This window comes from Arsukibacterium sp., from assembly GCF_033721375.1.
Taxonomy (GTDB): domain Bacteria; phylum Pseudomonadota; class Gammaproteobacteria; order Enterobacterales; family Alteromonadaceae; genus Alishewanella.
The window spans coordinates 319053-335323 of sequence record NZ_JAWWAP010000005.1 but is presented as its reverse complement, the minus strand read 5'-3'; the positions used below and the strand labels follow the sequence as shown (position 1 = coordinate 335323).

Genomic DNA, 16271 nt, shown 5'->3' with positions numbered 1-16271 from the left:
TTGTTTCTGAAGGTATGGAGGGTAAGGTAACAAAGGCATTAACCAGAGAAAATATGCTAAGCCACCCAACTTTTAAATCTTGGGTCTCAAGACAATTTCACAAAAGCGAGTACGTGCGCAATCTCGTAAATGAAAACAGTCATGACTCAAAGTAGGTGCCAAGTTACAGCTAACAAGACCAGCCAGCAACGCCCACTGCGTGTGCTGGACCTTCGTTCCGGCGCTTCGCTCCTCCACTACGGCCGCTGCTGGCAGCGTTATATGTCTCATTATGCATAAATATTGTTGCGGAAATTGCGAAATCGTCTTTGGAGAACATGAGCGTATTTGTGAAGACTGGAGATGCAAGGATAAATCAATTATTTGTCCTAAGTGCAGGCATTACTTAAAGGTTATTGAAATGTCATTTCCGTTCGAACAGGAGTGCACCTGGTTATTTTGGACAAGTTCGATATTTGTGCTTTTGGGGTATTTGTTAGAAAAATTAGAGTACGTCAAAGTTGTAGAAACATGGCCATACGCAATAATTTTTTTCATTTGCGTGATCTCAGGTATATATATGCGCTCAAACTCGAGTGCACGATTTCGCGGTGATATACAAACAGTATCGCTTGGGAAAAGTAGCTTATGACATATAACAAGCGCCTAAAACATCGCGGCCTGCGGCCGCTGGACTCGCAACAAGTTGCTCGCCGTTTAGGCGGGCGTTAAGTGGCTTGGAGGCCGCATTTGATATTCGAATTCATTAGAAGCCTGTTTTCCTTCGATCTGCTGGTTGAGTTGAGTGAAAATATAGTCACAATGCAAAAATTTTCAACCGGGCAATTTATTGAAATTGAACCTTGGATAGCGCTGGAAGGCGCAAAGGGAAAAGAAAAGATTAAGGCAATTGGTCGAGAAGCTAAATCATTATCGGGGCCAACTATTCAGACATCGAACCCTTTTTCACATACCAGAAGTTTTATCGGAAATTTCATGCTGGCAGAAAAGATTTTGCAGCATGGTATCTTTACTCTTACTAGCTCAAAGCTGAGAGCCGCGCCGAGAGTAATCATGCATCAGCTAGAAAAAACTGATGGCGGGCTCAGCGATATAGAGGAGCGTGTCTTACGTGAACTTGCAAGCGGTATGGGAGCAAGGGAAGTTTTGATCCATACTGGCAGTAAAATCAATGTGCGCGCACAGAGCTATGATGATATTAAAGCTAAAATCAAAGCCACTTAACAAGTTGCTTAATTTCGTTACCGCCACAAAAAGCGTGGCCTCCACTGGACTGCCTACGCTGCGCTGCGGCAGCCAATTAGCAAAGCGTTATGCGCACCAATAGAAAGGCCCCTGAAAAATGCTACCTAAGTGTTTAAAATGTTCATATCGATTATCTTTGGGCTGGTTTCTTGGTTCTTTTATTTGGACTAAGCATAGGTGCGTAAAGTGTGGCACATTACATGAGTTTACTCCTATGCATAGGCTGTCAGGAGTTTTACCTGTTATTGCAATATTTGGCGGGGTGCCATTATTAGAATCTGTCATTCCTTGGTTTTTCGGCAGGTTGCTAACTATCGTATTGATTGTCACACCTTTAATTTTAATAATTCCAAAGCAATATCGATTATCCTCAGAAGATAGCATGGATTGCCGTGGATAGTTGGTATGCGATTATGATAGCCAAACATAACAATCGCCATCACAACGCGCCTTTGGCGCTCGACTCGCAACAAGTTGCGCGCGTGTGTGGCGAGCGTTATGACTAAAGCTATGCATCAGATTGAGAGTATTCTGGCCAAGAACGAAAAGTATCGGCTTGATAATCCGATTCCTTCCGAGGGCGAAATGGATCAGGCAGAGTTGGCTCTGAGAACTGAATTCAAAGGTTGGTATCGTGATTTTGTCAGATTGGGCGGTTTAAACGATCTGAGGTTTAGCGCTGAAATACTCGCACCACAGGAACTGCTAGAGAATCAGATTTACGTAAAAAGTCGGGCTTATGTGGCTTTTGCTAGCAATGGTTGCGGTGACCTTTTCTGCTGGTCAGTCGGGGAGTCTCCAGCAATCTTTTTTTGGGACCACGAGACAAACCGATTCACAGAGGATGCCCCGGATTTTATTAGTTGGCTGGAGCGTAATCGGTTCTAGTCATAACAAGTCACGGAAGGCGGACGCGTGAGACGAGCCGCTTCGTTCAGCGTTATATTTTTTTTGGAGATTTTTACCTCAATGAAATTTAAATGGATCTTTGCTTCCTTGATAATTATTTCTGGTTGCAGTACTACTTCGAATTTGAATGAAGATTTTTGTGTAAAAAATGAATGTTCAAAACAAACTCAAGTTGCTTTTGAAAAGTTTAAAAAGCATAAAAACTATAAAGCGTTTGCATTCGGCAAAAGCGAAAATGGAGAAGTTTTTGGATTTTCGTATGACTATAAGTCCCAAAAAGCTGCCAACATGCGAGCGTTACTGGAATGTCAAAACAGAGTGGATGCTTTAAAAGCGGATGTAAAGTGTGTTGTAATCAAAAAGTAAAAATATAGCAAGCGCCACAACTGGACAAATACTTGTTGGCTCCTACGCTGCGCTTCGGTTTATAGCCAACCAATATTTGCCCGTTATGCGTGCGCTATGCGCAAAGGAAGACATGAGTATCATTCAGGAAATTAGAGAGTCGTGGGGTTGGGTTGGTATCAATCCTGTTGAAATCGTAGGAGAGAACGATTTTGGCAACCTTATGATCGAAGATTTTGAGGGCAAATACTGGCGCTTGTGCCCTGAAGATGCTTACTGTGAGGTTGTAGCTAACACCCGAGACGAGTTGGTTCGCCTGTCTTCTGATCAGGAGTTTTTGGAAGACTGGCGTATGGAAACACTGGTCGAGCAGGCAAGGGCGAATTTGGGTGAGCTTCCTGAAGGCGCGAAATACTGTTTGGTGATCCCCGGTGTGCTCGGGGGCGAATATGCCATTTCAAACATCAAGACCGCTCCGCTTGTTGAGCTTGTTCGATTCTCAGGCGACGTTGCAAAGCAAATCCATGACCTTCCAGATGGTGCAGAGATTCAACTGAGGGTGGTGGATTGAGCTCGCATAACAATCAGAGGCACGGCGGCGGCTACTCCAATGCGGCTGCGCGTGCTGCGTGCGTTATGCATGAGTAAGATCGTGGTATCAATGGATATAGCTAGAAGAGTACAGATCGCAATGTTAGGTGAGGTTCCTCATACGCTTCGCTTTCTTTACGTGTCGCTAATCGATAAAAAATTGAGTTTCCATGCAGTTTTTACTGATGATGCAACAAACGATCATCTTGAATCAGCAAGTTGCGTGTTAGCGGAAATAATTGCTAGTTGTCCACATAATGTAGTTCTCAATGAAATTATTGAACGCGATAGTAGAAAGCCATGGAAAATAGGTGGCGGTGACAATCTGATGTATTTAAGGTACGGCGAGTTAAGTCATGCATAACAAAGCGCTGTTGTCGCCACTGTCGTGGCTGGGTCGGCTTAGGCTGCGCACCAGCCGCCTCAAACTTTGCGTTATAAGCTCAAGGAGCTACGTTGATCTCTGAACCAGCGAATAGCATTTTAGTTATCATTGTTTGCATAATCGGTGCATTGCACTTTGGCGGTATTCTGGCCACTTCTAAAAAATCACCGGCTTTAGCGTGGATGAAGACAAAACATCCGTATTTCCCTAAGGTATTTGTTGTATTGTTAGTATTAGTAGCATTAACAAAAATAGCTGGTTTTTTTTAGTGCATTATTTAAACATCCAGCATCGGGCTTATAACAAAGCAAGGCACGGCGACGCCTTTTCTATTGCGGTTTCGCCTTCACTACTAAGCCGTACGTGCTGGCGGCGTTAGCGTCTTCAGGAGAAAGCTCAGATGTCATCTGTACCTGAAAAAGATTGGAAAAGGCTTAGCAGCTTAAAAGAGAGCTTGCTTAATTCTGCATGCGAGACAATATTTCGGCGCATCGAGCAAATATCATCTACCCGTAAAGGCCGGGAGCATGAGACTTACTTAGAGCTTTGGAAATTAATTAATAAAGAAGATGAAGTCATCGCTGAGATGTTTAATGATATTAAACGCAGTAATGCAGTGTTTAAAATAGCCGCCTTGAAACATCATGGTGTATTAACTGATGAACAATTGGCACTGTTTTCACAAGAAACACAAGATCAGGTTGCGCGTCTCTGCGAGTACAGACGCTAACAAACAAATATTATCGCCAGCAAAAAGCGCTGGTTGCGACGTCAACCCGCTGCGCGGGTTTCGGCCTGTGCTGCGAGCGTTAACGAGCATTATGAAATACTTCTTAAATCCAAAGTCACTCGCCGTACTCATAGTCCTCAGTGTGATTATGTGGGGTTATTTGGGTTTGCTAATTTACATTGGAGACCCTCGGGTAGCTGATTCGGGTTTAAGTGGTCCGGAGATGCATTTACTAGAATTGCTACTTCTTACAATGTCACTGTGTTCTTTGCTCTATCTATGGGGTTGCTCTGTCATTCATAGTTTTAAAAGCATAAGTAAAGTTATTGGGGTACTTATTGCTTTTATTTGGCCATTAACTTATTTGTACAGTTTATGTTTATTGTGTTCTAGTTGGTTTGTGCGCAGTGCTCGTTAATAAGCGCCATCAAAAACGCGCCCGATGGGCGCTCTAACGCTTGCTGCTTGCGGCGTTAGGTGCCTGAGGAGTTGAGATGTCTGATCCAAACAAAAAGAATACGGAATATTACACTGGCGTAGGTATAGCAATTGGCGTGGCGATAGGCTCTGGTATCGGTATTGCCATGGGTAATGTCGGTCTGGGTATTGGTGTTGGTGTTGCCATTGGAGCTGCACTTGGCCTAAGTATGGCTAAGAAGAAGGGTAGCAATGACGACGGAAGCTAAACACTATCTCAATTTTTTATTTTCTAAAGCAAATTCATGGAACTGAAGTTAACTTTATATGGGTAAGAACAGCTACGTTAAACACCTGTATACTTTTGAGAATGCAGATATGTCCAAATACATAATAATAATGGCTCTATTGATGTTAGTTGGGTGTACTAAAACCGCGCTGGTTAAAGAAAACACAGATATTCATGACCCTTATAGAATAATGAATACGATCCCAGAAGATCTTCAAATCGCTGTAGCAAAGGCTGAAATGTTTGGTGCAGAAATTTACATGCAGGATATTGCAGCTTGGGTTGTTACCGATTTTTTATCGGATAATGGCGTTTTAGGGCGAGATAAACGACTTCGTGGCTGGGTAACCGAACATGCCGATAAAGAAATGACTAGCGGCAGAATGATTGTGACTTTCGTAGGTGATGTTGAGGGCGAATTTAAAGGCTTATATCAAGTAGAAACCCAATCAGGTCGGGTTTTAGAACAAACGTACTTGGCTCATATCGAGGGATTTGAACTCACTTCCAGCCAGCTCTTCATGTTTAAAGCAAGGCAAACTGCGTTAAAAAGCGAATTTAAAGCATGCTCGGATAGGTATAATACCGCCGTTATAAAATTTAATGATGAGGTAAACAATTACAACATCGTTTATCTCTTGGCGGGGTCAGTCAAACATGGGGAAGTTATGGCTGGCGGCAACTACCAATTAATTATTAATGAGTCTGGAGAAGAGATTTTGGAGAATAACCCCCTTTCAAAATCGTGTATTGTGTTACAAAGGACAGAAAGGGTAGCAGCGTTAACTTTAAGTCATATCGTTGAACCTACACCAAACGCTGTTCATGTCTTTCTCAGTTTGTTGCACCAAGTTCCAATTTACATATTAACAACAGAGAATAAAATCACATGGAAAGTTGATGGCAACAAAATCAGTATTGTTAAAAGTTAAGGTTATATAGCCTAACATAGCAACTCACCCGATAAGCGGGTGCCAGGCCAATAGTTTATAACCTGTTTGAAAGACAACTTGGCTGCTATAACAAGCAGGAAATATTCTTTAAATCAGGTAGTTTCGAAGCATGGCCGTTTATTGATAATGCATCTCTTATGCTTGCTAAAAGCAATCCAAGGCTGCTTAATCGTAGCTTATAACAAACCGCGTCGTTCGGAGCCAGCGGCCGCTGCGACGCTTATAGTTCGCATGCATCCGTGGAGCGTTTTATTTAAACAGGCTTATCATGAAGACTCTGCAAATAATTGGTAACATCATCCCTATTTTATTAGTGTGCTTTGCTTATTTTCTATTTGGTGATACTGAACCAAATACACCTGTATATGCAGGCGCTGCTTTGGCTATGGCATGGATAGGCACTGCATTATTTGCTGTTGGTTTCGTCTTGTTGTTTGTAGTGCCTAGCTCATTAATCTTATTAACAACAGAAAATAGAAATTATTTTTCGTTTAACTCAAAAGCCTGGTTGTCTGTATTATTTATTAACTGGCTTTTTATTGGCTTATATTGCTTGAGCATAATAGTTTTTGTTTGGACTTCGGTTCGCTAAATTCACCGGACAAGCAAATTTGAGCTTCCCAAGGATAGGACGTTGCCTCCATGAAGATTGAGTTTCTAAATTCCTGCATCGCTAATTTCATCAGCTTCTTAAATGCCAATTATCAATTGGTTACTCAGTCATATGAAATGCATAAATTTTACGCAGAACAGCAAGAATTATGCTTAGTCTCATTTGAAGAGTATTTTGATGATTGGGCGCAAGCAAATTGGGAACTACTGGTTGAAAGAGTTGTATGCTCCAATAATGAATCACTTGTCATTTATGGTTCGGGCAGTGATTATGAAGCAGCGGCACATAGTCGAGTTTTTTTCCATAATGCAGAGCCAACTCACAAGATAATATGTTTTGCAAAATACACAGTTGTAGATTGTCTCTCTAAATCGAAAGTGGATTTAACAAAATTTGATTTTGATGCTTTCGTTACTTTTGAAGGGAAGTTGTTCGATATGGCACCACCTTTTGATCATGTATTGCTAACTGAACAAGGGACTGTTGGTTGTAGCTATCAACAAATAGTTATACCAGTTGAACAGATTAACTTTGGTGTACAAAAAATTGGAATATAACAAGTGGCATCACTCAGAAAAATTGGTCGCTGCGCGCCAAATTTTCTGGTGTGCTTCGCGTTATGTGTGTGCAAACTACAGACAACAGAGGGAGGCTTGATGACTGGTTATTATGGTACTTGTCTGTGTGGCAATGCAAAATTTGAAGTGCAAGGGACGTTCGACGGTTTTTACCTGTGTCATTGTCAGCATTGCCAAAAGGATACTGGGTCTGCTCATGCGGCTAATTTATTTTCGAAGTCAGCTAAGTTGTCCTGGTTGGCAGGCTCAGAGTCTGTGACTACCTTCAGGCTTCCAGGCACCCGCCACACGAAAAGTTTTTGCAAGTTCTGCGGTTCAGCATTGCCTAACATTCATGAAGGCGGTTTGCTTCTCGTTCCCGCAGGGTGTCTGGATACGGCAGTCTCTATGTCACCAACAGCTCACATCTTTACGTCTAGCAAAGCTGATTGGGATAAAGATTTAGATGATGTACCAGAATTCGAGAAGCTGCCAGAGTGAACGGCTATCACATAAAAATCCGTGTTAGTTCGCACCTCTCGGCGCCGGACTCGCTGCGCTCACCAATTAACTTGGGCGTTAACTGTCTGAGTAAATCGCCAGGTGCTTAAAAATTTGGCATTAATAGAGATTTTACTTTTAACAGCGCTCTCGGCATGGGTTGTATGGCCGATATCAGGACTTTGCTCTGGAAGGTATGTCGGTAATGATTATGAGAGTTGGTTCATACTCGAAATAAATATTTTCGCTCCACTGTCTCTGCTTTTGTTTGTTGGCTCAATTTGGTCTTTAATTAGAAAAACGTGGGTTCCTCAGTATTTTTTGGTTTTTGGTTGCGTAGTGATCATCATTTACTGGCTGGTACACGCTCTGTAAAACAAGGTATAACAAACCCAAGCAATATGCTGCGGCCCGGCGGGCTTTCGCGGGACGCCCAATGCTATGCACAGGGAGTAAGCACTTTTGAGGATGAACACACCTATGTGGATGCCGGTAGGCATATCCATTCTATTATTGGTCTTCGCTGGTTGCAGGGATACCGCATCATCCCAGGACCCGCGTATTGCAAAAGCAGAATCGATCGCCAGAGAGTACGCGACGACCGGGAAATGGCATGGTGGCTTGCTAGTCGCTGACGGCAAGACGGTGCTTTTCCGGGGGGCGGTGGGCCAGGCGGACCGTGATGCTGGGCTGTCGAACAAAGCAACAATGCCCTTTGACCTATTCTCCGTCTCGAAGCCGTTTACTGCTATCGTTGTGCTGCAACTCGTGGAGTCAGGTCAGCTCAATCTCAACGGCAGCATCGCCGACTATCTGCCGGATTACAAAGGACCAGGGGTAGCGAAAATCTTGATCCACCACCTTCTCAGCCATACCGCAGGTGTGCCCGACTATGTCTCTGTCATCCCAAACTATTGGGACAATCTCCCCAATCTCCAGCGTGACAGTGTACTTAAAATAGTCTCTGAGCAACCCCTGGAGTATGTTCCCGGAACGGGATTTGGCTATTCGAACACGGGCTACATTCTGCTGGCGAAAATCATAGAGGAGGTTACCGGGCGCCCATTTGAAGAGGCTTTGCACTCCCGCATATTCGAACCTCTTGGCATGAGCGAGACACACTGGGCGTCAATTCCGGCCGAGGCCGGGGGTGTTGCCATTCGCTATCGGGGTGAGCAGCGAGCTCCGATTGAACGCATCCAAAAAGGGGAGGCGGGGATTGTCAGCTCGCTTGATGACATGTTGCTCTTCGCACGGGCACTGGGATCTGGTGTGCTTCTCTCACAAGCTTCCTGGAACCTCGTTTTCACCCCGCACGGGGACCCTTCGCTTGCTCAGCGGTTTCACCCGGCGCACGGTGCACCCTACGGTTATGGCTTTAGCCTTCCCATCCTGGAGCTTGAAGATGGGCGCCGGGTTCGCGTCGCCGAGCATGGCGGTGCGGGATCCGGAGGGAGCGCAATGTTCCAACGGATAATCGACGCGGATGGTGTTGTAATATTGTGGAACAACGTCGAGGAGGCCATTCCTTACATGCCGGAGATGTTGCTTCTGGTCGCCACTCCGGCTGGTGAGTAGTGGCAAGAACTGCCGCCTCCCAACAAAAAAACATGCTGCGGACTCTCTACCAACCGCCGCTGACGCAGATTGTTAAAAGCTAATGGAGTTATCGTTGAGCATCAGGTGGGAATGATAGTGTTTTGTATGCGGCGCTGAAAAATAGCTTTATTCAAAAGCACGAAAAATTGGCTATGTCAGCCCGGCTGGGTTTGAACGCCAATGTGCATAGCCGAGTGTCGACTATTAATAGGTAAGAGCAATATTTTGCTGTTACCTTGTTTGGTTTATCTGCATTCTTTCAATTCACAGTTCACGGCAAGGAAAAGCATATGTCTGGGCCAGCGCAAAACGGTGTTGTTATTTACTCTGGTGATTTGAGCAACCCTGTATTTAAAGTTTCAAACATTGCAGATTGTGATGGTAATCACATTCAACTTCGGCAGTTAAACAAATGAATAAACGCGGATCAATACAGCAATGATCCAGCCAATCCCAATCGCTCTGCTGCTTGCGCTCGCTATGTATGGTTGCTGGCGCTTGTCGCGCAGGAAAGCGTTCTTCGTGTTGTCTGTTCTCTGGCTGTTGTATGCTGTCTATGAGTACTTTATGTATAAGCGGGTGCTGTGTTCCGGTGAGTGTAATATACGCGTTGATCTGTTACTTATTTACCCCGCGTTACTTGGCGGAACGCTTTGGCTTGCGGCAATGTCAGCCTTCAGAGCAATCCAAAAATTCAGGAGGAAGCGTTGGCGATGAACCTGCCACTGATTGTCGGTGTGATATTTCTGCTGTTTGGTATTTATATGCTGGGCCATGCCATTAGCTGTTATAAAAAGGCAAAATTGAGCCGGCACTGGCCAGCAGTTAAAGGGCGTCTGACTACAGTAAAACTATGGGGCCCGCGGCTGGTTGACGGTAAAACGATCGACGCTGAAAAACTGGATGTGGCGTACAGTTACACCGTTGATGGCATCAGCCACCATGCCCGCAGCGTCAGCTTCTATACGATGGTGTATCCTGAAACTCTTGCCTTTGCCAGACAGCACGCTGTGGGCAGCGACATCAGCGTTTATTATAACCCCCGAAATCATGCTGAGGCGGTGCTTATTTCCGGCCTTAACAAGAATAAACCCTACAGCGATTTAATCCTGGGCGCACTGGCAGTGATTGTTGGTGCCACCCTCGCTCTGCTGGCCTGGTTCAGGATTATTGGCTAAGGTTGGTTGTAAAAAGCAGGAAATATGGATAACCGATATCTGGTGATTTTTGATGGGGTATGTAACTTCTGCAACGGGGCCGTTGATTTTATTATTAAACGTGACCCGGCAGCAAAGTTTGTCTTTACACCGATGCAAAGCGAGCCGGCAAAACAAATAATGCAAACCTACAGTATCAGTAGCGGCGGGCCGGCAACGCTTGTGCTGATTAAACAGGGTAAAGCCTATGTCTGGTCTGATGCGGCGCTGGAAATTGCCAAAGATCTCAGTGGTTACTGGTCTTTGTTTCGCGTGCTAAAAGTGATACCCCGGCCGTTCAGAGACTGGTGTTACCGCCTTTTTGCCCGTAATCGCTATAAAATGTTTGGCAAAGCTAGCCAGTGCCGGGTGCCAACAGCCGCTGACAAAGACCGGTTCTTATGACGCTGGCAATGACATCGATAGTGCCGGCATCGATGGCGGATTTAAACAGCGTCAGCCGCTGGCTGACTAATGCTGAAGCCTGCCGGGTATGGGCGGGACCACGAATTAGTTTTCCGCTGCAAACGGCGCAGCTGGCGGCTGAAATGATGTTTTGTCCGGATAACGCCTACTGCCTGCAAAGGAATGGTGAGTTGGCTGGTTTTGGCCAGCTTATTAAGATTAATGAAGATTGCTATCATCTGGCCCGGATTATTACTAACCCTGAATACCGGGGGCAGGGCGTTGGCCGCGAATTGTGCTCGCAACTGATTACGCTGGCCTGGCAACGGGGTGGCAGTCAGCTTAGCCTTAATGTATATCGTAGTAATGCCCGGGCAGTAGCGCTGTATCAGCGCCTGGGGTTTATTGCCCAGGCAGACCAATCAGATAGCGACATGGTTTATATGCTGCTTGAAAACGAGGATACTAACATGGCCGATACTGGCAAAATTAATTACCTGGAAATGCCGGCGCGTGATCTGGCAAAAACCAAAGCCTTTTTTAATACGGTATTTGGCTGGGAGTTTATTGACTATGGCCCGGAGTATATGGCCATTGCCAATGCCGGACTTGATGGCGGCTTTTTTAAATCAGACAAGGTTGCAACCACCAGCAATGGCAGCGTACTGGTAGTGTTATACAGTCATCAGCTGGAAATCACCCTGGATAAGGTAACCGCAGCAGGTGGTCTTATTATTCAGGATATTTTTGCCTTTCCGGGAGGCCGTCGGTTTCATTTTACCGACCCTAATGGTAATGAATATGCGGTTTGGTCAGAAGTCGCTGAATGATAATACAGCGACCAGCTTTTGCATCCGCAGTTGTTATTGCAGCGGGGACTCAGTGCTGAAAATAGGATCATCTGACTGATAGGCTATGCTTAGTGGGCAGCGTTAGCTTTGCTCTATTGCAAAACCACCAACCTCAGGAGATGCAACATGACAAAACTTCTTGTTCTTTACTACAGTATGTATGGTCACGTGGAGACGATGGCGGAAAAAGTGGCTGAAGGCGCCCGCAGTGTCAGTGGCACTGACGTTACTATCAAGCGTGTGCCCGAAATTATGCCGGAAGAGACAGCACGAAAAGCCGGTGCCAAGCTGGACCAGAGTGCTGCTGTGGCAAGCCCGGAGGAGCTGGCAGATTATGATGCCATCATCTTTGGCACACCTACGCGCTTTGGCAATATGTGCGCCCAGATGCGGAATTTCTTTGATCAGACCGGACCACTCTGGGCTAAGGGTTCACTTATCGGCAAAGTGGGCAGCGTTTTTACGTCTACGGCCACCCAGCATGGCGGTCAGGAAACCACTATAACGTCGGTACATACCACTTTATTGCACCAGGGCATGATCATTGTCGGCGTTCCGTATTCCTGTCAGGAATTGAACAATATGAATGAAATTACCGGCGGCACACCATATGGCGCCAGCACCCTTGCTGGCAGTGATGGTAAGCGACAACCGTCTGAAAATGAGTTGAAAATTGCCTTTTTTCAGGGCGCTCATGTGGCAAAAGTTGCGGCTAAACAAGCAGGCTGACCAACCCAACAGATCCTCACAAAAAGGCCGGTGTCTGTAGCAGACACCGGCCCCTGTTCTTACTTACACTAATGCTTTCAGAGAATTACATTGATCCCATCTGGTACTTTTTGTGGCTGCTGACATCAGTAAGTGACGCTGACGACTTCACCTGACCAGACCATTTAATATGCACTTCATCAGCCGGAATGGCTCTGATATCATCTGAAAAGAAACCGTCGGTTGCCATATCAACGGTAAAATACTTAATTTTGCCGGTTTTACGGTCTATTAAGATATCGTCAATTTGGCGCATCTGCTGATCAGAAAACATAATGTATTCATCCAGTATTTTTGAAACCAAACGATACTCTGCCTCTTTATGTGTTACTTCAAGCTCTTGAGGTTTGCGCTGAGCGTTTGTATCTTTCACAAGCACCTGTAACTTACCGCCAGCGTCAGCGTTGAACTTTACATTGCTGATTTCAACGAAGCCTTTGGTATTGCTAACCGGGCGAAATGTGTTGGACGTTTCAAAAAACAGGTATTCAACTGCATCACTGTTTCTATTAAGCAATACATTTTCTATCCGTCCAAAAGTATTCAGACCATTAGTAATATCGCTATAAATAATATTACTGGCTTTGATCATATGATCATCAGCAGTTGCAGTGACTGGAAGTGCTAAGGCGCAGGCTACACAGCTGACTAAGGCAGTTTTTTTTAAGTAACTCATTACATCCTCCTTTATCACGAGTTAAAAATGTCATCAGGTGCTAACGTTCCTGATGTAAACGTTGTGACATTGGAAGAGAATGCAAACAGTATTCCACTTTTTATGCCCGCTAAATCAGCCAAAACAGCGATATTTTATAAAACGATGAAAGGTTTGCTCATTTGCTATGTAAAACTTACCGTTAACTTGCCGGCTTTTTTTGGTGGCAAGATTGCAAAACAGTCATTTTCTGTTTAGATTGGATAGCATAATTAGCAACAGATGGCAGGGAATAACAATGAAAAAATGGTTAAGTGCCGCAGTGGCCGCGTTGATAGTAACGGCACCAGTGCAGGCAGACACCCAGGATTACAAGCTGATAACCGTCGCGGGTTACTTAAATTTTTATCTGTTGAATATTAATGCCTGTCAGGATTTTCACCCGCAGGTACGGCAGGCAGCCTATGACGCTGAGCAGAAGCTGTATCCGTGGTTAGAAAAATTACATAGTAAACTGGCTGATGGCAAACAGGTGGCTGACATTGTGTTGAAACGTCGTTCGATGCTAAACACGCAAATTGGTGAGGGCGACTTTACCCTGGATCACTGTCAGGCCATTGTTAAAATTTTAAATGAAGACGGGCTGGACAAAACCTTACTGGCCAATCTGGACTAATGCCACGCTAAGCGGCTATTATCGCCGACTTAGCAAAAATAACCCCATTGACTGCCGGCTATTTGCCGGCAGTGTTGTTTATTCAGGATATGGCAGGAGCTGCGTTTGCCCCCGGCGTTGTTACGACTTAATCAGGCCGCATTGACGATTGATGGTCTATCCATCGTTGGACCCGTCAGCTTCAGCGCAAATAAAGGCGACTTTATTGGCATTATCGGCCCCAATGGTGCGGGTAAAAGCAGCCTGCTGAAGCTGATTAACGGCATCCAGCCGTTAAGCTTCGGTGAAATCCTGTTCCAGCAACGTTCGTTGACCAAACTAAGCAGTCGTCAGCGTGCCTGTAGGATAGCCAGCGTCAGTCAGGTCAGCCCGCCGGTATTTGCGTTAACAGTGTATCAGGTAGCGGCAATGGGCTTACTGCCGCACAAAGGCTGGTTTGACGTTAACAGTAGCGAAGATGAGCAACAAATTAAGCTGGCATTGCAGCAACTGGGTTTGCAACATAAAGCCCAGGCTTTGGTAGAAACTCTGTCGGGGGGCGAGTTGCAACGGCTTTATCTGGCCAGGGCATTAGTGCAGCAGGCAGAATTGTTGCTACTGGATGAGCCGACTAATCATCTGGATGTATTGTATCAACACCAGATTTTACAACTAAGCCGTGGCTTGGGTAAAACGGTGCTGGCCTGCCTGCATGACCTTAATTTAGCCGCCCGCTACTGCGATAAAATTGCCTTGCTGCATCAGGGCCAGTTGCTGGCGTTTGGATCGCCCGAGCAGGTAATGACTGGGCCGCAATTAAGTGAGGTATTTCAGTTGCCTTGTGAAGTCAAGCTGCATCCGGTGCATGGCAAATTGCAAATCACCTTTTTTGCCAGTGGAGACAGCCAATGAAGCAGCCGGTTGTGCTGGGCTTAATGCTGCTGGCGCTGATGTTAAGTGCGCTGCTGAGCCTGACTATTGGCACTGCCAGTTTAGCATTAACTGAGGTTTGGCAGGCCTTGTTGGGCAATTCGCAAAACCCGCTTGCCAGCACCATAGTCTGGCAGGTTCGCCTGCCGCGGCTGCTGTGCGCCATGCTGGTGGGCGCCGGGCTCGCGATAGCCGGTGCCGTATTACAAAATGCCAGCCGCAATCCGCTGGCCGACCCTTACCTGTTTGGCTTAATGGCAGGCGCCGGCCTCGGCGCTACGATCGCCAGTATTTTGCTGCCGCCCCATATGTTAAGCCTGGCGCTTGCGGCATTTCTCGGGGCGATATTTGCAGTCGCCCTGGTATTTCTGGTGTGTATGGGCCGGCAGTGGCGTAAAATTGAAATGACCTTACTGGCCGGGGTAGCCGTCTCTTTTATGCTCAGTGCCATCAGCAGTTTTATTCTATATTTTGCCGAGCCGTTTGCTGCCAATAAGGTTATTTTCTGGCTGATGGGCAGTTTAAGCCGCACGGACTGGGGCAGTGTTGGCCTGATTGCGCCGGCGGTCAGTGTTTTACTACTAATAGCACTGTTGCTGCGCCGCCAGCTTGATGCCTTATTACTTAGCGATGAAAGCGCCCAGACATTAGGGGTTAACCCAACGCGGCTGCGGTTTATTCTGCTGTTGCTTACCGCGCTGGTAACGGCCTGTATTGTAGCGCAGTGTGGCGGTATTGCCTTTGTTGGTCTGATGATCCCACATCTGGTGCGTTACTTTGTTGGGGTGACTGCCGTACCGTTGCTGCTGGGTTGTGCAGTTTTCGGTGCGTTATTTTTAGTCTGGATCGACAACCTGGCCCGTAGTGCTTTGCTGAACCAGGAGATCCCACTGGGAATTATTACCTCCGTGCTTGGCAGTGTATTTTTTCTGGTAATAATGCGCCAGCGCAGGAGTGCAGCCTGAGGCTGAGTACTAAGCATCACAAATAAAAACATCACTAAAAAGCATCACTAATAAAAATACTGACTGATAACAATATGACTGATAAAGATAAAACCAATAGTGACAACAACAGCGATCAAACCGGCCAGCAGCGCCATAAGCAGCGCCAGCAAAAGTTAAAGCAGCACGTGCAGCAGGGTATTGATAAGGCGACAACCGAAAAAGGGTTGTTGCTGGTGATTACCGGTAACGGCAAAGGCAAATCCACCTCAGGATTTGGTACTGTTGCGCGGGCGGTGGGCCATGGCTTAACGGCAGCGGTGGTGCAGTTTATCAAAGGTAGCTGGGATTGCGGTGAGCGCAATTTACTGGCCCAGCATCAGGTGGAATTTGCAGTAATGGCTACCGGTTTTACCTGGGATACTCAGGATAAAGCCGCTGATATTGCGGCGGCAGAGCAGGTATGGGCGAGGGCAGAGCAAATGCTGGCCGATCCGGCTATTGATTTAGTGCTGCTGGACGAGCTGACCTATATGGTGAGCTATCACTATATTGCCCTGGAGCGCATTGTAAAGGCGTTGCAAAACCGTCCACCTTCGCAGCATGTGGTTATTACCGGCCGTTCGTGCCATCGTACCCTTATTGACATGGCCGATACCGTCAGTGAAGTGCAGGTGGTTAAACATGCATTTGACGCTGGTATTAAGGCCCAGCGGGGCATTGACTGGTGATT

23 protein-coding genes are annotated in these 16271 nt (G+C 46.1%); 22 read left to right on the top strand and 1 reads right to left on the bottom strand.

The window, feature by feature from the left end; genetic code table 11:
- Positions 1-729: 729 nt before the first annotated feature.
- From R3187_RS10105 to wrbA, 17 genes are all read left to right on the top strand, one after another.
- The gene (locus R3187_RS10105) at positions 730-1224 is read left to right on the top strand and encodes a rod shape-determining protein MreB (protein ID WP_318966782.1); all 495 of its coding nucleotides are present in this window, start codon (positions 730-732) and stop codon (positions 1222-1224) included.
- A gap of 519 nt (positions 1225-1743) precedes the next feature.
- Entirely contained in the window at positions 1744-2133 is a 390-nt protein-coding gene (locus tag R3187_RS10100) for an SMI1/KNR4 family protein (protein WP_318966780.1), read from the top strand.
- An 81-nt stretch (positions 2134-2214) separates the two neighbouring features.
- Positions 2215-2520 carry a hypothetical protein gene (locus R3187_RS10095; RefSeq protein WP_318966778.1) on the top strand — a complete coding sequence of 102 codons (306 nt, stop codon included), beginning with the start codon at positions 2215-2217 and terminating at the stop codon, positions 2518-2520.
- A gap of 112 nt (positions 2521-2632) precedes the next feature.
- Positions 2633-3070: a DUF1851 domain-containing protein gene (locus R3187_RS10090; RefSeq protein ID WP_318966776.1), complete on the top strand. Its 438-nt coding sequence runs from the start codon at positions 2633-2635 to the stop codon at positions 3068-3070.
- A 69-nt stretch (positions 3071-3139) separates the two neighbouring features.
- Positions 3140-3454, top strand: coding sequence for a hypothetical protein (locus R3187_RS10085; protein ID WP_318966774.1), 315 nt, complete (start codon positions 3140-3142; stop codon positions 3452-3454).
- Between the two features lie 92 nt (positions 3455-3546).
- The gene (locus R3187_RS10080) at positions 3547-3744 is read left to right on the top strand and encodes a hypothetical protein (RefSeq protein WP_318966772.1); all 198 of its coding nucleotides are present in this window, start codon (positions 3547-3549) and stop codon (positions 3742-3744) included.
- A 131-nt stretch (positions 3745-3875) separates the two neighbouring features.
- Positions 3876-4205 (top strand): hypothetical protein, encoded by a 330-nt coding sequence (locus R3187_RS10075; RefSeq protein ID WP_318966770.1) that lies wholly within the window; start codon positions 3876-3878, stop codon positions 4203-4205.
- Between the two features lie 494 nt (positions 4206-4699).
- Positions 4700-4891, top strand: coding sequence for a hypothetical protein (locus tag R3187_RS10070; RefSeq protein WP_318966768.1), 192 nt, complete (start codon positions 4700-4702; stop codon positions 4889-4891).
- Between the two features lie 58 nt (positions 4892-4949).
- Complete coding sequence (locus R3187_RS10065; RefSeq protein ID WP_318966766.1) at positions 4950-5843, top strand: hypothetical protein; 894 nt, start codon at positions 4950-4952, stop codon at positions 5841-5843.
- Between the two features lie 289 nt (positions 5844-6132).
- Positions 6133-6456, top strand: a complete 324-nt coding sequence (locus R3187_RS10060) for a hypothetical protein (protein ID WP_318966764.1) — start codon at positions 6133-6135, stop codon at positions 6454-6456.
- A gap of 50 nt (positions 6457-6506) precedes the next feature.
- On the top strand, positions 6507-7034 hold the full coding sequence (locus R3187_RS10055) for a hypothetical protein (protein WP_318966762.1): 528 nt from the start codon (positions 6507-6509) through the stop codon (positions 7032-7034).
- A 99-nt stretch (positions 7035-7133) separates the two neighbouring features.
- Positions 7134-7535 (top strand): GFA family protein, encoded by a 402-nt coding sequence (locus R3187_RS10050; RefSeq protein WP_318966760.1) that lies wholly within the window; start codon positions 7134-7136, stop codon positions 7533-7535.
- Between the two features lie 480 nt (positions 7536-8015).
- On the top strand, positions 8016-9113 hold the full coding sequence (locus tag R3187_RS10045) for a serine hydrolase domain-containing protein (RefSeq protein ID WP_318966758.1): 1098 nt from the start codon (positions 8016-8018) through the stop codon (positions 9111-9113).
- A gap of 734 nt (positions 9114-9847) precedes the next feature.
- Positions 9848-10312: a DUF3592 domain-containing protein gene (locus tag R3187_RS10040; RefSeq protein WP_318966793.1), complete on the top strand. Its 465-nt coding sequence runs from the start codon at positions 9848-9850 to the stop codon at positions 10310-10312.
- A gap of 24 nt (positions 10313-10336) precedes the next feature.
- The gene (locus tag R3187_RS10035) at positions 10337-10735 is read left to right on the top strand and encodes a thiol-disulfide oxidoreductase DCC family protein (RefSeq protein ID WP_318966756.1); all 399 of its coding nucleotides are present in this window, start codon (positions 10337-10339) and stop codon (positions 10733-10735) included.
- The gene (locus R3187_RS10030; RefSeq protein ID WP_318966754.1) at positions 10732-11565 is read left to right on the top strand and encodes a GNAT family N-acetyltransferase; all 834 of its coding nucleotides are present in this window, start codon (positions 10732-10734) and stop codon (positions 11563-11565) included. Before R3187_RS10035 ends, R3187_RS10030 begins: the two co-directional genes overlap by 4 nt.
- A gap of 147 nt (positions 11566-11712) precedes the next feature.
- Positions 11713-12315, top strand: a complete 603-nt coding sequence (gene wrbA, locus R3187_RS10025) for an NAD(P)H:quinone oxidoreductase (RefSeq protein ID WP_318966752.1) — start codon at positions 11713-11715, stop codon at positions 12313-12315.
- Between the two features lie 85 nt (positions 12316-12400).
- On the opposite strand, the gene R3187_RS10020 is transcribed toward wrbA, so the two are convergent.
- Positions 12401-13030, bottom strand: a complete 630-nt coding sequence (locus R3187_RS10020; protein ID WP_318966750.1) for a PRC-barrel domain-containing protein — start codon at positions 13028-13030, stop codon at positions 12401-12403.
- 27 nt (positions 13031-13057) lie between these two features.
- Here R3187_RS10020 and R3187_RS10015 point away from each other — a divergent pair, with 27 nt between their 5' ends.
- The 5 genes from R3187_RS10015 (at position 13058) to cobO (ending at position 16269) form a co-directional block, all read left to right on the top strand.
- The gene (locus tag R3187_RS10015) at positions 13058-13267 is read left to right on the top strand and encodes a hypothetical protein (protein ID WP_318966748.1); all 210 of its coding nucleotides are present in this window, start codon (positions 13058-13060) and stop codon (positions 13265-13267) included.
- A 40-nt stretch (positions 13268-13307) separates the two neighbouring features.
- Positions 13308-13685 carry a hypothetical protein gene (locus tag R3187_RS10010; RefSeq protein ID WP_318966746.1) on the top strand — a complete coding sequence of 126 codons (378 nt, stop codon included), beginning with the start codon at positions 13308-13310 and terminating at the stop codon, positions 13683-13685.
- Positions 13686-13790: 105 nt separating this feature from the next.
- The gene (locus R3187_RS10005) at positions 13791-14576 is read left to right on the top strand and encodes an ABC transporter ATP-binding protein (protein WP_318966744.1); all 786 of its coding nucleotides are present in this window, start codon (positions 13791-13793) and stop codon (positions 14574-14576) included.
- Positions 14573-15559: an iron ABC transporter permease gene (locus R3187_RS10000; RefSeq protein WP_318966743.1), complete on the top strand. Its 987-nt coding sequence runs from the start codon at positions 14573-14575 to the stop codon at positions 15557-15559. The genes R3187_RS10005 and R3187_RS10000 overlap by 4 nt, the downstream gene beginning before the upstream one ends.
- Positions 15560-15633: 74 nt before the next feature.
- The gene (cobO, locus tag R3187_RS09995; protein WP_318966742.1) at positions 15634-16269 is read left to right on the top strand and encodes a cob(I)yrinic acid a,c-diamide adenosyltransferase; all 636 of its coding nucleotides are present in this window, start codon (positions 15634-15636) and stop codon (positions 16267-16269) included.
- The last annotated feature ends 2 nt before the right edge of the window (positions 16270-16271 follow it).

Coding starts and splice junctions, on each gene's coding strand:
- R3187_RS10100 (WP_318966780.1), top strand. CDS start 1,744: ATGACTAAAGCTATGCATCAGATTGAGAGTATTCTGGCCAAGAACGAA.
- R3187_RS10095 (WP_318966778.1), top strand. CDS start 2,215: ATGAAATTTAAATGGATCTTTGCTTCCTTGATAATTATTTCTGGTTGC.
- R3187_RS10090 (WP_318966776.1), top strand. CDS start 2,633: ATGAGTATCATTCAGGAAATTAGAGAGTCGTGGGGTTGGGTTGGTATC.
- R3187_RS10085 (WP_318966774.1), top strand. CDS start 3,140: ATGAGTAAGATCGTGGTATCAATGGATATAGCTAGAAGAGTACAGATC.
- R3187_RS10075 (WP_318966770.1), top strand. CDS start 3,876: ATGTCATCTGTACCTGAAAAAGATTGGAAAAGGCTTAGCAGCTTAAAA.
- R3187_RS10070 (WP_318966768.1), top strand. CDS start 4,700: ATGTCTGATCCAAACAAAAAGAATACGGAATATTACACTGGCGTAGGT.
- R3187_RS10065 (WP_318966766.1), top strand. CDS start 4,950: ATGGGTAAGAACAGCTACGTTAAACACCTGTATACTTTTGAGAATGCA.
- R3187_RS10060 (WP_318966764.1), top strand. CDS start 6,133: ATGAAGACTCTGCAAATAATTGGTAACATCATCCCTATTTTATTAGTG.
- R3187_RS10055 (WP_318966762.1), top strand. CDS start 6,507: ATGAAGATTGAGTTTCTAAATTCCTGCATCGCTAATTTCATCAGCTTC.
- R3187_RS10050 (WP_318966760.1), top strand. CDS start 7,134: ATGACTGGTTATTATGGTACTTGTCTGTGTGGCAATGCAAAATTTGAA.
- R3187_RS10045 (WP_318966758.1), top strand. CDS start 8,016: ATGTGGATGCCGGTAGGCATATCCATTCTATTATTGGTCTTCGCTGGT.
- R3187_RS10040 (WP_318966793.1), top strand. CDS start 9,848: ATGAACCTGCCACTGATTGTCGGTGTGATATTTCTGCTGTTTGGTATT.
- R3187_RS10035 (WP_318966756.1), top strand. CDS start 10,337: ATGGATAACCGATATCTGGTGATTTTTGATGGGGTATGTAACTTCTGC.
- R3187_RS10030 (WP_318966754.1), top strand. CDS start 10,732: ATGACGCTGGCAATGACATCGATAGTGCCGGCATCGATGGCGGATTTA.
- wrbA (WP_318966752.1), top strand. CDS start 11,713: ATGACAAAACTTCTTGTTCTTTACTACAGTATGTATGGTCACGTGGAG.
- R3187_RS10020 (WP_318966750.1), bottom strand. CDS start 13,030: ATGAGTTACTTAAAAAAAACTGCCTTAGTCAGCTGTGTAGCCTGCGCC.
- R3187_RS10015 (WP_318966748.1), top strand. CDS start 13,058: ATGTCATCAGGTGCTAACGTTCCTGATGTAAACGTTGTGACATTGGAA.
- R3187_RS10010 (WP_318966746.1), top strand. CDS start 13,308: ATGAAAAAATGGTTAAGTGCCGCAGTGGCCGCGTTGATAGTAACGGCA.
- R3187_RS10000 (WP_318966743.1), top strand. CDS start 14,573: ATGAAGCAGCCGGTTGTGCTGGGCTTAATGCTGCTGGCGCTGATGTTA.
- cobO (WP_318966742.1), top strand. CDS start 15,634: ATGACTGATAAAGATAAAACCAATAGTGACAACAACAGCGATCAAACC.